Below are 16,556 nucleotides of genomic sequence, written 5' to 3' on the forward strand. Positions count from 1 at the left end.
CTCACCCTAGAGGAGGCCACCCCATGGCGGAAGGTGCCGATCGGCCCTGGACGCTCACCCGTAGACCGCCAGCACCACCGGTTGGCTGAAGCCCTTCAGCTCCACCGCGCCGCGATCCTCGAACCGCTCGTAGGTCGGCAGGTCGCGGTCGAACAGCATGGTGGAGAAGCAGGCCTCGTTCTCCCCGGCCTTGGCCGAGATCCGGGCGGCGAGCTGCACCGTCGATCCGAAGAAGTCCTCCTCCCTCATGATCGCCTCGCCGAAATGACCGCCGCAACGGATCCTGTATTCCGGCGCGTCCGGTCGGCCGGCCATCCCCTTCATGCTGTCGACCAGGGCCACGGCGCAGGCGACCATCCGCTCCTTGTTGGCGAAGCTAAGCATCAGCCCGTCGCCCAGATGCTTGACCTTGCGGCCGCCGAACCGCCGGCACATGTCGAGCACCAGCTTCTCGTGGTGCTCGATCACCGACTGGGCCGCGGCGTCGCCGATCTCGCTGGTCAGCCGGGTGCTGTCGACGATGTCGGTGAACAGGATGCCGACCTTGACCTTGCCGCCCAGCCCGACCTCCAGGGTGTCGGTGATGCCGAACGCCTCCTCGAAGGTCTGCTTCAGGGCGTCGATATCGGCCTGCTGGTAGAGCCGGAAGCAGCGCGAGCCGACCCGGATGGAGGCCGGCGCGTCCTTCTCGGTCAGGTAGCGCTCCATGGTCTCCACGAAATGGCCGATGGCGTCGGTACTCTCGATGAAGAACTTCAGCACCTGGCCGACGATGGACCGGCCGCGGTCGGAGAAGATGTTGATGTCCTGTTCGATGGAGAACAGAACCCCGATGGCGAACAGGCTGATCTTGCGCGCGAAGGCCAGATCCCGTTTCGCCGCCTCCAGGGCGCCGCCCTGACGCAAAGTCTCGAAGAAGCTGCGAAACTGCCGATAGGTGGCGTCGGCGATGATGAGGTCCTCGAGCGCCGCGTCCTGCTCGTCCTCGAAGATCGGGACCTGACCGCGCTTGCGGGTCGGGCCGGTGATCTCCGGCGGCGCGATCTTGGCGATGTCTCCGCCCGCGAGTTCGGAGCCGCCGTCCCCCCGGCGCGCCCGCAGCGGCACGAACAGGAAGGACAGCAGATCGGCCAGCGACCCGCCGAAGCCCATGCGCTGGCCCCGGCCGGCGGGCTTGGCCGGTTTCGCGGGGCGCATGACGGTGGAGGCCCGCCCCCGGGCGCTGGTGTCGCCCTTGGCGTCGCGGGCGGCGGCGGGCGCGCGCAGGGACGGCGGCGGCGGCGTGCCGTCGTCGAACCGTTTGAACATCAGCGTGCGCCGCTTGAACATCCCGTCCTCACCCAGCGTTTCCTCGATCAGCTTGAGGCCGCTGCCCGGAGGATCGCGCTGAAGACGCTGGATCTCGGACTGGGCCTCGCCGAGCTCGCTTGGGTCGTAGGTCTGCAGCGTGCGCCACTTCCCGTCCGACTGGATTTCAATCTCGTATGCGACGACCTGAGCCACGCCGGCTCTCCCCCACCCGGACCGAATCCCGCCAAACCTCTCGGAGCGGCGGGACTGATAGTCAGTCAGCGTTTCACGCGCATACCGATGGAAGTTTCAATTGTTTCAGTAACGCGATTCCGGGTGGAGTTCCAGCAAGGTCATTTCTTCTGGAAGTCGACCGTCGCCCAGTCCTCCCAGAGGGTGGCCAGTGCGGCGTAGTCGAGGTCCCCCATGCCCTTGGCCTCGGCGATCTCGTAGGGCGTGTGCGAAGCCAGCGTGGCGAACAGCGGCACGCCCAGATTCTGCGCCGTCTCCAGCGCCAGAACCGAATCCTTGCGCGCGTTGGACACCGACATGCCGCCCTTGTAGTTGCCGTCGGCCATGCGCTCCTGCACCCGGTGGACCAGCGGCCGCAGCAGCCCCTCCTCCCGGTTCAGGATGTCGACCATGGTCTGCACCGGCACGCCGAGCTTGGTCGACATGGCGAAGGCCTCGATCAGCACGACCATGACCGCGTGCATGACGCCGTTGTTCACCACCTTGGTGCCCATGCCGGCACCGATCGGGCCGAGCTCGAAGATCCGCTCCGCCAGCAGGTCGAGAACCGGACGGGCGAGCTTGATCTCCTCCGGCGAGCCGCCGAGGAAGAAGGTGATCTTGGCCGAGGCCATGCTGGCGACACCGCCGGCGATCGCCGCATCGACGAAACCGACACCCTCGGTCGCACAGCGTTTGTGGCAGGCGATGGCGGTGGCTGGGGTGACGGTGCTGGTCTCGATGATGATGGACGGCCGGTGGCCAGCGCCGAGGATCTCCTCGACGACGGCGATGGACGCCTCCGGCTTGGGCAGGGAGAGAATGATCCGGTCGGCCTTGGACGCCACGTCGGCGGCACTGTCGGCCAGGGTGACCCCGATCTCGGCGGCGGCCTTGCGGCGCTCCGGGCTCAGGTCGAAACCGATCACGGTCTGGCCCTTGTCCAGCAGCGCCTTGCAGACCGACGCCCCGGCATTGCCGAGACCGATGAAGCCGATCGGGTTGGTCATTCTCTAATTCCCTTCAGGTGTCCGTCAGGTGGAGGAGGTCAGGCGCGGAAGTCGCTGCCCATGCGGTCGAGCTTGCGCTTCCAGGCGGCCAGTTCGAGCTTGCCGATGCCGGCGAGCCGGGCCCCTTCCGGCTTCTGCGCGCGGGTATGGGCGACGATCTCCGGCGGGATCGGCAGCACCTCGGCCTGGCCGCCGGCCTGGGCCAGCACCTGCACCCGGCAGGCGCGCTCCAGGTTGTACATGTGGAAGAACGCCTCGGCGACGGTCTCGCCGACCGTCAGCGTGCCGTGGTTGCGCAGGATCATCGCCTTGCAGGCCCCCAGGTCGTTCACCAGCCGCGGCTTCTCGGCATCATCGAAGGCCAGGCCCTCGTAGTCGTGATAGGCGATGCCGCCGGGCAGGAACATGCCGAACTGGGAGGCGTCGATCAGACCCTCGCGCTGGCAGGAGACCGCCACGCCGCTGTCGGTATGCAGGTGGATGACGCAATGGGCCCCCGGCACCGCCTCGTGCACCGCCCCGTGGATGATGAAGCCGGCATAGTTGATCGGGTACGGGCTGTCCTCGACGATGTTCCCCTGCAGGTCGATCTTCACCAGGTTCGAGGCGGTCACCTCCTCGTACATCAGCCCGAACGGGTTGATCAGGAAGTGATCGTCCTCGCCCGGCACCCGGGCGGAGATATGGGTGTAGATCAGGTCGTCCATCTGCTTGGCGGCGAAGACGCGGTAGACGGCGGCGAGATCCTCGCGCGTCTCACGTTCCGCATCGGACCAGCGGCTGGGGCGGGGCATCGAGGTAACGGTCACGGCTGGCCTCCTTCAGGTACCTTTGAACTCGGTGATGTCGGCACTCTCGTGCGGCGGGAAGTCGATATGGATATGATTCCCGTCGGCATCGAAGATGTTCACCTGAGTGTGGCCGAAGCCGTCGCCGGGCAGAACCCCACACTTGTATGCAATGTTAAGGGATCGCAGATGGGCGAGAAATTCCTCCAGCCCGGTGGCCCGCATCGCGAAGTGCTCGAGCTGCTGGTCGCCGCGATACTCGGCGGTTCCGCCGGTCTCCACGATATGGACCACGGCATCCTCGCCGGAATACATCCACGCGCCGCCGAAGCCGAAATCGGGCCGCTTTCCCTTCTTCAGCCCCAACACGCGCTCGTAGAATGCCACCAGGCGCGGGACGTCGGTGGTGCGGAGATTGACATGATCGAGTCTTCCGATTGGCATGGTGACCTCCCTTCCGGCTTTTTCCGCAGCATAGACCCAGGGCCCAGCGCGACGCCATGACCGACCGTCTCTCCAATGCCGAGCTGCGCCGGCTGTTCCTGCATCAGCATGCGCTGTCCGAGTCGCCCTCGGGCCCGCTGACCCGCGACGGGCTCGACGCGCTGATCGACCGGCTGGGGTTCGTGCAGGTCGACACCATCTCCGCTCTGGAGCAGGCGCATCACCACATCCTGTTCACCCGCGCCAACGGCTATAAGAAGAGCCTGCTGAAGCACTTGTTGGAGAAGCGCCGGTCGCTGTTCGAGCACTGGACCCACGACGCGTCGATCATCCCGACCCGGTTCTACCCGTACTGGAAGCCGCGCTTCGCCCGCTACAAGGAGCGGATGGACCGGGCATCGCACTGGACCGAGCGCTTCGCCGGGCGCCAGGATGAGGTTCTGGCGGAAATGCGCCGCCGGGTGGAGGTCGAGGGAAGCGTCACCTCGCGCGAGGTCACCCCCGACGACACCGAGGAGCGCGGGGCGTGGTGGGGCTGGACTCCGTCGAAGACCGCGCTGGAATATCTCTGGCGCACCGGCGAGTTCGCGGTCTCGGGTCGCAAGGGTTTCGCCAAGATCTACGACCTGTCGCATCGGGTGATCCCGCCAGAGCACCACGATCCGGAGCCGGATCACGCCGCCTTCGTCGACTGGGCCGGGCGCGAGGCGATCGCGCGTCTGGCGGTCGCCACCCATGGCGAGGTGGCGCGGTTCTTCGACTCGATCTCCCCGGCGGAGGCCCAGGCCTGGTGCGAGAGCGCCGGCGACAACACCCTGCGCCGGATCGAGATCGAGCAGGCCGACGGCTCCACCCGGCTGGTCTGGGCGCGGCCGGACGTGCTGGAACTGGCGGCCCAAGCGCCGGAGCCCCCGACCCGGGTCCGGTTCCTGTCGCCCTTCGACCCGATGATCCGCGAGCGCGAGCGCACCCAGCGGATCTTCGGCTTCGACTACCGCTTCGAGGCCTTCGTGCCGGCGGCCAAGCGGGTCTACGGCTACTACGTGCTGCCGATGCTGGAGCGCGACCGTCTGGTCGGCCGCATCGAGCTGAAGACCCACCGGGCTCGGGGCGAGTTGGAAGTGCGCGGCATGTGGATGGAGCCGGGCGTGCGGGCCTCGAAGGCCCGCGACGCGAAGATCGACGCCGAGATCGAACGCTGGCGGGTGTTCACGGGGATGGAGCGGGTGGTGCGCTAGCACGAGCCTGGCTAAGGACCTGAGCCGGGTGAGTCCTCCGATATTGGCGGCGTGGTGATCGCCACAAAAAACCCTGATTGGTTGTGATACTGTTCTCACCGCCATCGTGACGGGGGGAAGTCGCCATGCTTGTGATCACCAACTATGCCCGCAAGGGTGGGCCCGACAAATGGGCGCCGACGCCGAGCCGGCCCGAACGCGTATTCGAACTGCATCCCAGGGATCGCGACCCCGGCAGCTCCGTCTATTTCCTGCGCCGCGACGACGACGGCGTTCTGTATGAAATCGGCAGTCAGGCCTTCTTCCGACGTACCCAGGGCGCGATCGAGCAGGAGATCCTGCTCTACCTTCATGGATTCAGCACCACCGCGGACTCTGCCTTCGCCCGCGCCGCCGAGTTGCAGAAGCTCCTGGACGCACGCTTCGCCAATGACCCGAACGCGAAATCGGTTGAGGTCATCCTGCTCCTCTGGCCCTGCGACGAGGATTTCGGGATCATGAAGGATTATTGGGACGATCAGGACGCCGCCGACAAGAGCGGCTTCGGCTTCGCCCGGGTCCTGGGAAAGTTCCTGGAATGGCGGGCGAACCGGGGCGGTGACAACGCCTGCTACCGGCCGATCAATATTCTGGCCCATTCGATGGGCAACCGGGTCCTGCGCTTCACCCTGGACCGCTGGACCACCTACGAAGGCGGGATGCCGGCGATCTTCAAGAACATCTTCATGTTCGCCGCGGACATCGACAACCAATCGCTGGAGCCGGGCTGGTCAGGTCACCGGATCACCCAAACCGCCCGCAACGTGATCGTCTATTTCGCCAATGACGACCTGGCGATGTCCGCCAGCAAGATCGCCAACACGCCCAGCAACAAGACGATCTCACGCCGGCTCGGCCATACCGGGCCGGAGGACATGGCAGTGGTCCCGAGCAACGTCTACGCCATCGATTGCGACGACTTCAACAACCTGTACGACCGCCCCAAGGGGCACAGCTACTTCTTCCGCACCAACGGCGTGACTGAGGGTGCGCCAGGCGTCGCCTTCGAGCATATGGCGGCAACGATCGAACGCGGCCGCGTCCCGGCGGGACCGGACCGCACGCTGATCCTGACCGTGTGATGGGTTCGGGCGCATATCCCCACCGTCCCCGTCCCGTGCTCCCCGGATTTATTCCGGGGCCACCCATCCGCCGGCGTGCAGTCTGACGGGCCCATGCCGGCCCCGACGTGGCCCCCGGAATAAATCCGGGGAGTGCAAGAAGGGGACGGCGAACCTGGGCGCGCGCTGCCCCTACCCCACCAAATCCCGCCGAACCACGCCCGTGAGACACCCGATGGCACCCGCCGCCTTGACCAGCTCGGAGCCGTCGACGGTCACGCACTCGATGCCCGCCTTCTCGTAAACCTTCTGCACGGCCTCATAACCCGCCAGCATCAGGATCTTGCGCGGGCCCAGGGTCACGATGTTCAGCGCCCGGTTCAGCACGCTGTCGGGCTCGGAGGTCGGCAGCCAGAGGATCTCGTAGCCCCGCTCCTCCAGCGCCCGCACCGTGGAGAACGGCGTGCGGCGCGGCCAGCAGATGGTGAGATCCTTATCGACGATCCGAAGCATGCCCATGAAATGCATGGTGCCGAACGGCATGTCGACGGCCAGGGTCTCCACCCCGATCTCCTCCATAGAGGCCGCGATCTGGGCGGCGGCGTCCTCGTTGGTGCGCAGGCCGAGGCCAACCATCACCGTCTCCGGGTCGAGCCACATCAGGTCCGCCCCCTCGAACACCGCGTTGCCGGTCAGCGTGCGCAGGATCGGCACCCCGGCATCGGCCAGGCGGCGGGCAACCCAGCGCTCCTCGCCGGCCCGCACCGTGGAGGCCGGGCGGGCCAGGATCGCGCCGTCCGGCGACATCACGAACAGGTCGGCGCAGAACATCTGGTTCGGGGTCGGCTGTCCGGCTGGATCGACATACTGCACGTCGACGCCGTTCGCCCGGTAGGCCTCGGCCATGGCGTCGTGCTGCTCGCCGGCGCGGCCCAGGTCGAGCGGCTCCAGCATCTGCACCGAGTTCGGATCCTCCAGGGCCGCCGCCAGCTCGCCGCCCGGCCGGTGCAGCAGCACCGAGCGCAAGGGGGCATATTCGCTGTCGATGCCGCTCGCGGCCCACAGATCGCCGATCTCCTCGCGGTGGGTGCGCGTGCGCCCCTGCCAGCCGGGTCCGCCATAGGCCGCCGAATTGAAGGTGTTGCCGGTCTTGTCCACGGGTGTCTCTCCGATCGCGTTGAAGTCGGAGAATTGTCGGGCGCCGGACGAATGTCAAAGGGGCGAAATGTGTGGGGCCGTCGCGTTATTTTCTCTCATTCGTCATCCCGGGGGCGCCCGGACCTGATCCGGGGGCCGCCCGGGACCTTCGTTCGGACACTGGTGCTGGGTCCCGGCCGATCCCCGGAACAAGTCCGGGGTTCGCCGGGATGACGGTTATGGGGAAGCTCCCACCCTTCGACACGCCCACCCTGGATCAGGTCCGGGCAGCCGCGTCAGGCCGCCGTCGCCGCGCGCCGTACCGCCGCGACGTCCACTCCAGCCGCAGCCAGCTTGGCCGCGCCATCGCGCTCCACCAGACTGGCGAGCTCAGCGAGGAACGGGTCGTGGCGGCAGGGCCCCGCCAGCCGGGTGAAGACCATCGGATACTCCACCGGCTCCCAGGTCTCGTCCGGAGCCAGGTTGTGCTGGATCTGCACCTCCAGCCGGTCGAGCGCGTGGACCAGCTTCGCCTCGGACGTGCCGCCGGTCTCCAGCTCCAGGAACAGGGCATGGACGTGCCGCCGGTCTCCAGCTCCAGGAACAGGGCATGGACGTGCCGGCCGGTATCGACGTCCAGGCTGTCTCGGATCCGCTTCGCCGCCTCGGCCTCGCCCTGACGCTTGGCGTTCTGGCGGTCGCTCACCTCGAAGGCCGGGATGTCGCCGATCACCGCCTCGGTGAGGTCGTGGACGACGATCATCTCCAGCACCCGCAGCAGGTCGACCGGGCGGCGCAGATGCGGCGCCACCAGGATCGCCATCAGCGCCAACTGCCAGGAATGCTCGGCCACGCTCTCCCGCCGCCCGTCGGACAGCCAGGAATGGCGCAGCTCGCGCTTCAGCCGCTCGCTGAAGGCGAGGAAGTCGATGATGATTCGGGCCTGATGCTGCATGGGAGACCTCCGCGTCCGCTTCGGGTCTGCAGCAGGCTAGGGCCGGGCCGGACCGGCCTCCACGTATAAGTTATGCGACGCGCTCAGGCCGCCGGCACCGGGCCGCGCAGGTCGATGAAGCTCTGCAGCACGCTGGCCGGGACCGCGTCCGGGGCGAGCGTGGTCGCCATGCGCACAGGACTGCCGTCGTTCAGGGTCAGCCGCTCCCAGATGCAGTAGCCCTCCTGGATGCGGATCGGCGTCTCCGGGTCGCCCGCCTCGGTCCAGAAAAAGGCGCCCGGCACCCTGCCCTCGAACCAACCGCAGGCGTCGAGGTTGCCTTCGGCCTGGCGGATCTCCTCGGTGGCGAAGCGGTAGAGCGAGCGGCCCTCCCAGCTTCGGGCGTCGGACAGCCATTCGGCCTCGCGGGAGGGCGAGGCGGCGAGCAGGCGGTGGGTGATGTCGCAGACCAGATGGACCTGCAGGGGCGAGGTCTCCACCAGCCGGCGCAGGCCGTGATCGGCGTTCAGCGTGGCGGTGCTGCGCAGCAGCCGGATCAGCCGGCGGCGCTGGTCGAGGCTGGGGGCCAGGTCGCCGCTCTCCCAGCGCGAGACGGTGGCCTGGGTCACCCCGACCAGATCGGCCAGGGCCTGCTGCTTGAGCCGGCGCACGACACGGATGCGGCGCAGAACGGGACCGAAATTCATGGGACAATCCACCGATCCGGAAACCGGTGCTCATGGTCGGAGATCGGCGTCGAAACCGCAAGCGCGGGCGAGAGCGGTCAGTCGACCCCGGCCGCGTGCATGCCGACCAGAACCCCGCCGACCCGGCCGGACTCGAGGGTCAGCGGCAGGTCGAGCCGTTCGAAATCGAAGCTCTGGCCCTTCAGCATGCGCCGGTACCGCGAGGCGAGCGGCATGGCGGCCCGGGTGACGGCGTCGCAGTTGGCCTGGAACATCCGGCGGTATTCCGGGTCCGGCAGGGCCATCAGCGGCTGGCCGGTGATGTCCAGGTGGGACAGTTCGATGATCTTGCGGCCGACCGTACGGAACAGGCAGTCGCCCCCCGGCACCGGCCGCTCCAGCAGGATCATCCAGTTGGACAGTTCCGGCACCGAGGTCAAATCCACATCGCACAACTCGGGGCAGCGCCGGAACTGGCGGATATCGTTCCAGAAATCGAGCACGTCGCGCATCTTGCCGGTGCGCAGCCACGATCGGACCCCGGCCGTGCTGAAGTCCGGCGCGTACTCGACGGAGCTGGTGTCGAGGTCCGGATAGACGAAAACAGAGTCGGTGAGGGCCATCGGCGGTCCCGGCAAGAAGAGCTGCCGGAAATCGTGAGCACAGATTTCCCTAGCGTCAATGCGACTTTGTGGCTTTTCTCACAAAGGTTAGAATTTCTTGCGTATGTTCGCCCAATTCTGGTGGCGGCTGACGCAGGGCGGCCGGTGTCCGGGATAGTTTCACCGGGAAGCCGGTCATCCTGATCGGCGCGCGTCCCGGGCGCTCGGACTGGATCACCATCTCCTGGGCCAGCACCTGCGGGTCGGTGAAGACTTCATCCAGCCCCATGACCCGGCCCGCCGGGCAGCCTGCCTTGTTGATGGCCTCGATCCAGTGGTCCACCGGCTGCGTGCGGGTGACGGCGTTGATCCGGGCGTTCAGCGCGTCCCGGTTGGCCATCCGCTGCGCATTGGTGGCGAAATCCGGCTCCTGGAGCAGGCCCTCCAGGCCGAGCACCCGCAGGAAACGCTCCACGAAGGTGTCGTTGGAGGGAGCGACCGCGATCTCCCCGTCCGCCGCCTCGAACAGGCCGTAGGGCGCGACAATGGGATGGTTGTTGCCGGTGCGGGTCGGGTTCTGGCCGGTGGCGAAATACTCGGCCGAGAGATAGGCCATCATCGACATCAGCCCGCCGGTCAGACTGCTCTCCACCTGCTGGCCGCGCCCGGTGCGGTGCCGGGCCTCCAGGGCGGAGACCACGCCGAAGGCGCAGTACAGACCGGCGATCAGATCGGAGACCGGCGGGGCGGCGCGCCGGGGCGGGCCATCGGGATCGCCGTTCACCGCCATGAAGCCGCTCATCGCCTGGGCGATGAAGTCGAAGGCGGGCCGGTCCACATAGGGGCCGGTGGAGCCGTAGCCATTGACGCTGGCGCAGATCAGACGCGGATTGATCTCGGCAAGCCGCTCGGGCGAGAAGCCCATCTTGGCGAAGACGCCGGGGCGGTAGTTCTCGACCACCACATCCGCCGTCTCCAGCATTCGGGTGAGGTCGGCCTTGCCCTCCTCGGTATAGAGGTCGAGCACGACGGACTTCTTGTTGCGATTGAACTGGGCGAAGTACCAGCTATAGCCCTCGACCATCGCCCCCTGGCCGCGCACCGGGTCGCCGGCGGGCGGCTCCACCTTGATCACGTCGGCGCCCATATCAGCGAGCAGCAGGGTGCAGAACGGTCCCGCCAGGATGCGGGTCAGGTCGACAACGCGGATGCCGTCGAGCGCCCCTTCCGGGGCGCCCGCAATGTCCCTCTCCGTCACGGAGGCTCACCCTTCCGCAGTGCGGACGGCGTCCATGTCGTGCAGGTCGAGCCGCTGGCCCGCCTTCATCACCTGCCCGGGCAGCGGGTGGCCGACCACCGTCTCCACATCGCAGCCGATCGCCATCAGCTTGCGCAGGTCGATGCCGGTCTCGATGCCCATCTCGTGCAGCAGATAGACCAGATCCTCGGTGCAGATGTTGCCCGTGGCGCCCGGCGCGAAGGGACAGCCGCCGGTGCCGCCGAAGGAGCTCTCGTACTTGTCGATGCCCTCGTCGAGCCCGACCATGACATTGGCGAGGCCGATGCCGCGGGTGTTGTGGAAGTGCAGGCCCATGGTCAGCTTGGGTGCGGCCTCGCGGACGGCGGCGATGCCGGCGCGCACGGTCGGCGGGGTCGCCATGCCGGTGGTGTCGCCGAAGGTCATGCCGACGAAGCCCATGTCCTGGAACCGCTTGGCGATCATCCCCAGGCGCTCGGGTGCGACGTTGCCCTCGAACGGGCAGCCGAAGGAGGTGGCGATGGCGCCATGCACCGGGATCTTGGCGTCGCCGGCGATCTTTGCGACCTCCTCGAAGCCCTTCAGGGACTCCTCCACCGAGCGGTTCACGTTCTTCTTGTTGTGGCTTTCCGACGCGGAGACGAAGACCACCATCTCGTCGACCTGACACTCGGCGGCACGGATGGCGCCGCGGGCGTTCGGCACCAGGGTGGCGATGATCGCACCCTTGGACCGGTCGATCCCGGCCATCACCTCAGCCGCGTCGGCGAGCTGCGGCACCGCCTTGGGCGACACGAAGGACGTCGCCTCGATGCGCGGCACGCCGGCATCGATCAGCCGGTTGATCAGCGCGATCTTCTCGGCCGCCGGGATCATCCGCTTCTCGGCCTGGAGGCCGTCGCGCGGGCCGACTTCCGTCACCTCAACCTTGCGCACCTGAGTCATGTCGTTTCCTCCGATTATTCAGAAATTCCAGTGGGGCGGCACCGCGCCGGCCACCGGGGAGCGGAAGGTCGCCAGCCCCTCGCCGGCGAGCGACCCGCAATACACCGTCTTCAGGTCCGGCCCGCCAAAGGTGATGCTGGCGATGTTCCGCAGCGAGCGCTTGGCGCCGATCATCATGTCGTCGCGGGTAAAGCTGCCGTCGCGCCAGCGGGCCATGGCGGGGGCGATCTCCGCCGGGTCCAGATCCTCCAGGATCACATGCTGGCTGCCATCCGGAGCGACCCGCACCAGCCGGTTGCTCATGACACTGGCGCACCAGATGCCGCCCTCGGCGTCGAACTCGAAGCCGTCGGGGATCACCCCTTCCATATAGTCGACCACGGTCTGTCTGCTACCCAGCCCGTCGCTCGTGAGCTCGAAGCGGGACAGGCGCCGGGCCATGGTCTCGTTGGCGTAGAGCCAGCGGCCGGAGGGATCGACCTTGACCTCGTTGGTATAGCCGAGCCCGTCAGCGACGATCCGCGCAGTCTCCGGCCGGTCGATCGCGTCCATCAGGATGACGAAGCCGTCCGCCACGTCGCGATGGAAGGCCCGGTCGCGCGGGATGCGCCAGGTGCTGACCGAGATCCAGACCCGGCCTTCCTCGTCCAGATGGACGAAGTTCACCGGGGGCACCGGATAGCCCTCGATCTGCTGCAGCACCGGGGTGCAGGACCCGTCGGGATACAGCCGCCAGGCACCGCCGCTGTCGCCGAGATTGGCGATCAGGAACGAGCCGTCCGGCGCCATCGACCAGCCGTTCGGCATGAAATCGGCCGGCGCGCCGGAGGTGGCGACAATGAGCTGGGGCGTGCCGTCCGCGTCGAGCCGGGCCACACCGCCCCCGCCCGCGGGCAGGGCATGGCTGACCCAGATCGCTCCGGCTTTGGTACAGGCTACACATTCCGGCCGCCGCAGACCGCGGCCGAAGATCGAGACGGCATCGGGGGTAATGACAAAATCCATGACGCCCGGACTGTAGCGCCGCACCCGCCTGGCGAAAAGACGGCCATGTGCATGGAGTCATGCCCCTGCGGCATCTTGTGATGCGGGCGTCCGCTGGCATCATGCGCCCTCCACCGACCAGGGATGATGCCATGGACCTGCTGCTTTCCGACAAGACCGTTCTCATTTCCGGCGCCTCGGCCGGCATCGGCCGGGCCGCCGCCCTGCTGCTGGCCCGCGAGGGGGCGACGGTGATCATCCACGGCCGGCGAGAGGCCGCTTTGCAGGCGGTGATCGACGCGGCGGTCGCCGCCGGCTGCCCGGCGCCCGTGGCGGTGACCGGCGACCTGGACAGCGTGGAGGGGTGTGCTGCGATCGGCGCGGCAGCGCTGGAGGCGGCCGGCGGTGCCATCGACATCCTGATCAACAACGCCGGCGGCTCGCGTCCCATGGAGGATCCCTGGGACGAGACGTTCTGGGCGGATTCGCTGAAGCTGAACTTCGAAGCGGCGCGCCGGCTGTCCCAGGCGATCGTGCCGGGCATGAAGGAGCGCAAGTGGGGCCGGATCATCAACGTGACCGGCGCGATGGTCGGCCCGACCATGAACGCCGCCATGCCGGCCAAGGCGGCCCTGCAGTCCTGGTCGCGCACCATGTCCCTGGAACTGGCACCATTCGGGATCACCGTGAACACAATCGCGCCGGGCCGGATCCATTCCGACCAGATCGACAACCGCCTGCATCCGACCGAGGAGAGCCGCCAGGCCTTCATCGACAAGTACATCCCGGCCGGCTATTTCGGCGAACCGGAGGATCTGGCGATCCTGATGGTGTTCCTCGCCTCGCCGCTGGCCCGCTACATCAGCGGTGCCGCGATCCCGGTCGACGGGGCGATGGTTCGGGTGAGCTGAGCCTCACTTGTCCGGCAGGGGGATGAACTCCTCCTCATCGCCGGGGACGATGTCGAACTTGCCGGCCTTCCAGTCGGCCTTGGCCGCCTCGATCCGGTCCTTCGAGGAATGGACGAAGTTCCACCAGATGAAGCGCGGGCCGTCCATCGGCTCGCCGCCCAGCACCTGGATGCGCGCCTGGCTCGCCGCCTCGACGGTGACCGGGTCGCCCGGATGCAGCACCAGGAGCTGGCCGCAGTCGAAGCGGTCGCCGGAGACGATGACCGTGCCCTCCGAGATATAGATCGCCCGCTCCTCGTGATCGGCCGGGATCGGCAGCTTGGCCCCGGTCTGCAGCGCGACGTCGGCGTAGATCATCTCCGAGAAGGTGGTCACCGGCGAGGTCGCCCCCCAGAGCGAGCCGGCGATGACCCGCACCGCCTTGCCCTCCGCCTCCAGGGTTGGCAGGGCCGTCTGGTCGCGATGCTCGAAGGCGGGCGCCACCTCCTCGCTGGATTTCGGCAGGGCGATCCAGGACTGGATCCCGAACAGGTTCGGGCCCAGGGCCTTCACCGCGTCGTCCATGCGCTCGGAATGGACGATGCCCTTGCCGGCGGTCATCAGGTTGACCTCGCCCGGCCGGATCGGCTGCGCCGTGCCGAGGCTGTCGCGGTGGTAGATCTCGCCGTCGAACAAGTAGGTCAGGGTGGCGAGGCCGATATGCGGGTGCGGACGGACGTTGATCCCTTCGCCCATCGGGAAGGCGGCCGGCCCCATCTGGTCCCAGAAGATGAACGGTCCAATCATCTGCCGCTTGGCCGAGGGCAGCGCGCGCCGCACCTCGAAGCCGCCGATATCGCGGGCCCGCGGCACGATGGTGAGGTCGACGGCATCCAGCCGGCCCTCGTCGTAGCAGTCGGGATCGAGTTCCTGAAGTGTGCTCATGGCCGCCCCCTCTTGATGCTTGAAGAGTAAGCCAGATCTAGCCCGATTGGGAGGGGTGGCTAGCCCACCCGGCGGCGCACGACCGTGACGCCGACGCTCTCGGCGTCGTGGAAAACGTCGAGCTTGGAGATCGTCACCTCCGCCCGCTTGGCCCGCTCGTCGGCCAGGCAGATCTCGGCCACCCGGTCGGCCAGGGTCTCCACCAGCTTCACATGGCCGCCGCCGGCCAGCGCGCGGACCGCCTTCACGATGCGCTCGTAGCAATAGACCCGCGCGTAATCCTCACGGAATCCGCCCTCGGGCCGGGTCACGTCCACGGCGATGTCCACGCGTACGCGTTGGCGCACGCCCTGCTCGTGGGCATGGATGCCGATCTGGAAATCCACCACCAGGGCGTTGATCCGCACGGTGTAGAGAGCGTCCACCACCTCGGTGGCATCGGCCGCGCGCGGTTCGTCGATCGTGAAGGTCATCGGTCCCTCGGGCGCCATCGTCGTCTCGTCTTCTCAGCCAGTTGCCGCACCCGGAATTTACGGGGTTGCGCGTCGTCGAGCGGTGCGCACCCTAGACGCAAGGACGGGGCTTTGTCGTCCCAAACCCGCCATCGGAGGGACGAAACCCGTCTCTTCACCTTCCTATCTTGGCGTGGAGGGCCGTCAGGGCTAGGGTCTGCGCCAATCTTGTATACAAATCGGAGGAAATACCATGAGCGACAAGGCCATGTTCGAGGCCGGTCTGAAGAACCGGCGTGAGGTGCTCGGCGCCGAGTACGTCGACAAGTCGATCGCGTCGGCCGACGACTTCAACATGCCGATGCAGGAGCTGGTCACCGAATACTGCTGGGGCGAGGTCTGGGGCCGTCCGGGCCTGACGCGCCAGCAGCGCTCGATGCTCAACCTCGGCATGCTGGTGGCGCTCGGCCGGAGCCACGAGCTGCGCCTGCACATCCGCGGCGCGATCAACAACGGCCTGACGAAGGACGACATCAAGGAAGTCTTCCTGCAGACCGCCATCTATTGCGGCGTGCCGGCGGCGATCGACGCCTTCCGCAATGCCCGCGAGGTCTTTAAGGAGATGGGGATCGACTGATCCCCACCGCCCCCGCCCCGCATCCGGAACACTGACAACACCACGGAGAGACATATGTCCGACATCACCGTCGGGTGGATCGGCATCGGCAACATGGGTTGGCCGATGGCCCGCAACGCGAAGAAGGCCGGCGTCGACATCGCCGTCTTCGACCTGGACCAGGACAAGCTCGGCCGCTTCGCCGACGAGTTCGACGCCAAGCGGGCGTCCAGCCTCGCCGCCCTGTCGGAGATGTCCGACGTGATCGTCACCATCGTTCCCGACGGCAAGGTCGTCCGCCGCATCTGCTTCGGCGACGGCGACAACCTCGCCGCCGGCTTCGCACCGGGCAAGATCGTGGTCGACATGAGTTCGTCGGCTCCGATGGGCACCCGCGAGCTGGGCGACGAGCTGGCCGCCAAGGGCATCACCCTGATCGACGCGCCGGTCTCCGGCGGCGTGACGGGTGCGGACAAGGCCACCCTGTCCATCATGGTCGGCTGCTCCGACGAGGCGGCGCTGGCGAAGGTCATGCCGACCTTCGAGGCGACGGGTAAGAACATCTTCCGCTGCGGCCCGCTCGGCGCCGGCCACGCGATGAAGTGCCTGAACAACTACCTCTCCGCCGTCGGCCTGACCGCCGCGAACGAGGCGCTGCTGATCGGCCAGAAGTTCGGCCTCGACCCGTCCGCCATGGTCGACATCCTGAACGTCTCCACCGGCCGCAACTCCTCCACGGAGCGCAAGTACCACCAGTCGGTGCTGCCGCGGACCTACAACTCGGGCTTCGCCACCGCGCTGATGGCCAAGGATGTGGGCATCGCCGCCGGTCTCGCCGGCGACCAGGACATGTTCGCGCCGCTGCTGGCGTCGCTGAACGAGATCTGGGCCGGTTACAACCAGGTCATGCCGACCGCGAACCACGAAGCGACGATCGAGGTGCTGGAAAAGGCCAACGCGATCAAGCTGAAGGGTCCGAAGACCTGAACCACACGGCCGGTCAACG

General features: G+C 67.4%; 18 protein-coding genes. 5 read left to right on the plus strand and 13 right to left on the minus strand.

Translation table 11 applies throughout. From position 1 onward, the window contains the following. Positions 1-54: 54 nt before the first annotated feature. The 4 genes from ACOQOP_RS14295 to ACOQOP_RS14310 all read right to left on the minus strand — a co-directional run bounded on the left by ACOQOP_RS14295 (position 55) and on the right by ACOQOP_RS14310 (position 3,763). Entirely contained in the window at positions 55-1,503 is a 1,449-nt protein-coding gene (locus ACOQOP_RS14295; protein WP_420562477.1) for an adenylate/guanylate cyclase domain-containing protein, read from the minus strand. Positions 1,504-1,643: 140 nt separating this feature from the next. Next, positions 1,644-2,531, minus strand: a complete 888-nt coding sequence (locus tag ACOQOP_RS14300) for an NAD(P)-dependent oxidoreductase (RefSeq protein WP_420562478.1) — start codon at positions 2,529-2,531, stop codon at positions 1,644-1,646. 38 nt (positions 2,532-2,569) lie between these two features. Beyond that, positions 2,570-3,340 (minus strand): class II aldolase/adducin family protein, encoded by a 771-nt coding sequence (locus ACOQOP_RS14305; RefSeq protein ID WP_420562479.1) that lies wholly within the window; start codon positions 3,338-3,340, stop codon positions 2,570-2,572. A 12-nt stretch (positions 3,341-3,352) separates the two neighbouring features. Next, complete coding sequence (locus tag ACOQOP_RS14310) at positions 3,353-3,763, minus strand: VOC family protein (RefSeq protein ID WP_420562480.1); 411 nt, start codon at positions 3,761-3,763, stop codon at positions 3,353-3,355. A 56-nt stretch (positions 3,764-3,819) separates the two neighbouring features. Between ACOQOP_RS14310 and ACOQOP_RS14315 the strand changes: the two genes are divergently transcribed. Together ACOQOP_RS14315 and ACOQOP_RS14320 are read left to right on the plus strand one after the other, a co-directional pair. Next, positions 3,820-5,001, plus strand: a complete 1,182-nt coding sequence (locus ACOQOP_RS14315) for a winged helix-turn-helix domain-containing protein (RefSeq protein ID WP_420562481.1) — start codon at positions 3,820-3,822, stop codon at positions 4,999-5,001. 125 nt (positions 5,002-5,126) lie between these two features. Then, on the plus strand, positions 5,127-6,122 hold the full coding sequence (locus ACOQOP_RS14320; protein ID WP_420562482.1) for an alpha/beta hydrolase: 996 nt from the start codon (positions 5,127-5,129) through the stop codon (positions 6,120-6,122). A gap of 171 nt (positions 6,123-6,293) precedes the next feature. Here the strand turns inward: ACOQOP_RS14320 and ACOQOP_RS14325 are convergent, their stop codons facing one another. The 7 genes from ACOQOP_RS14325 to ACOQOP_RS14355 all read right to left on the minus strand — a co-directional run bounded on the left by ACOQOP_RS14325 (position 6,294) and on the right by ACOQOP_RS14355 (position 12,668). Then, the gene (locus ACOQOP_RS14325) at positions 6,294-7,259 is read right to left on the minus strand and encodes a dimethylarginine dimethylaminohydrolase family protein (protein WP_420562483.1); all 966 of its coding nucleotides are present in this window, start codon (positions 7,257-7,259) and stop codon (positions 6,294-6,296) included. A gap of 256 nt (positions 7,260-7,515) precedes the next feature. After that, entirely contained in the window at positions 7,516-8,193 is a 678-nt protein-coding gene (locus ACOQOP_RS14330; protein ID WP_420562484.1) for an HD domain-containing protein, read from the minus strand. Positions 8,194-8,276: 83 nt separating this feature from the next. Further along, a complete protein-coding gene (locus ACOQOP_RS14335; protein ID WP_420562485.1) occupies positions 8,277-8,879 on the minus strand; it encodes a helix-turn-helix transcriptional regulator in 603 nt (200 codons plus the stop codon). A 77-nt stretch (positions 8,880-8,956) separates the two neighbouring features. Further along, positions 8,957-9,481 (minus strand): PAS domain-containing protein, encoded by a 525-nt coding sequence (locus ACOQOP_RS14340; protein ID WP_420562486.1) that lies wholly within the window; start codon positions 9,479-9,481, stop codon positions 8,957-8,959. 55 nt (positions 9,482-9,536) lie between these two features. After that, positions 9,537-10,718, minus strand: coding sequence for a CaiB/BaiF CoA transferase family protein (locus ACOQOP_RS14345; protein WP_420562487.1), 1,182 nt, complete (start codon positions 10,716-10,718; stop codon positions 9,537-9,539). A gap of 6 nt (positions 10,719-10,724) precedes the next feature. Next, on the minus strand, positions 10,725-11,663 hold the full coding sequence (locus ACOQOP_RS14350; RefSeq protein ID WP_420562488.1) for a hydroxymethylglutaryl-CoA lyase: 939 nt from the start codon (positions 11,661-11,663) through the stop codon (positions 10,725-10,727). Between the two features lie 18 nt (positions 11,664-11,681). Continuing rightward, positions 11,682-12,668 (minus strand): SMP-30/gluconolactonase/LRE family protein, encoded by a 987-nt coding sequence (locus ACOQOP_RS14355; RefSeq protein WP_420562489.1) that lies wholly within the window; start codon positions 12,666-12,668, stop codon positions 11,682-11,684. 131 nt (positions 12,669-12,799) lie between these two features. On the opposite strand from ACOQOP_RS14355, the gene ACOQOP_RS14360 reads away from it, so the two are divergent. Next, positions 12,800-13,558 carry an SDR family NAD(P)-dependent oxidoreductase gene (locus tag ACOQOP_RS14360; RefSeq protein WP_420562490.1) on the plus strand — a complete coding sequence of 253 codons (759 nt, stop codon included), beginning with the start codon at positions 12,800-12,802 and terminating at the stop codon, positions 13,556-13,558. A 3-nt stretch (positions 13,559-13,561) separates the two neighbouring features. Here the strand turns inward: ACOQOP_RS14360 and ACOQOP_RS14365 are convergent, their stop codons facing one another. Both ACOQOP_RS14365 and ACOQOP_RS14370 read right to left on the minus strand, forming a co-directional pair. Then, positions 13,562-14,482: a pirin family protein gene (locus tag ACOQOP_RS14365; RefSeq protein ID WP_420562491.1), complete on the minus strand. Its 921-nt coding sequence runs from the start codon at positions 14,480-14,482 to the stop codon at positions 13,562-13,564. Between the two features lie 59 nt (positions 14,483-14,541). Further along, positions 14,542-14,973: a dihydroneopterin aldolase gene (locus ACOQOP_RS14370; RefSeq protein ID WP_420562492.1), complete on the minus strand. Its 432-nt coding sequence runs from the start codon at positions 14,971-14,973 to the stop codon at positions 14,542-14,544. A gap of 214 nt (positions 14,974-15,187) precedes the next feature. Here ACOQOP_RS14370 and pcaC point away from each other — a divergent pair, with 214 nt between their 5' ends. Together pcaC and ACOQOP_RS14380 are read left to right on the plus strand one after the other, a co-directional pair. Beyond that, on the plus strand, positions 15,188-15,571 hold the full coding sequence (pcaC, locus tag ACOQOP_RS14375; protein WP_420562493.1) for a 4-carboxymuconolactone decarboxylase: 384 nt from the start codon (positions 15,188-15,190) through the stop codon (positions 15,569-15,571). Positions 15,572-15,625: 54 nt separating this feature from the next. Then, positions 15,626-16,537 (plus strand): NAD(P)-dependent oxidoreductase, encoded by a 912-nt coding sequence (locus tag ACOQOP_RS14380; protein WP_420562494.1) that lies wholly within the window; start codon positions 15,626-15,628, stop codon positions 16,535-16,537. The last annotated feature ends 19 nt before the right edge of the window (positions 16,538-16,556 follow it).

Source organism: Thalassobaculum sp., assembly GCF_965223715.1.
Taxonomy (GTDB): Bacteria; Pseudomonadota; Alphaproteobacteria; order Thalassobaculales; family Thalassobaculaceae; genus Thalassobaculum.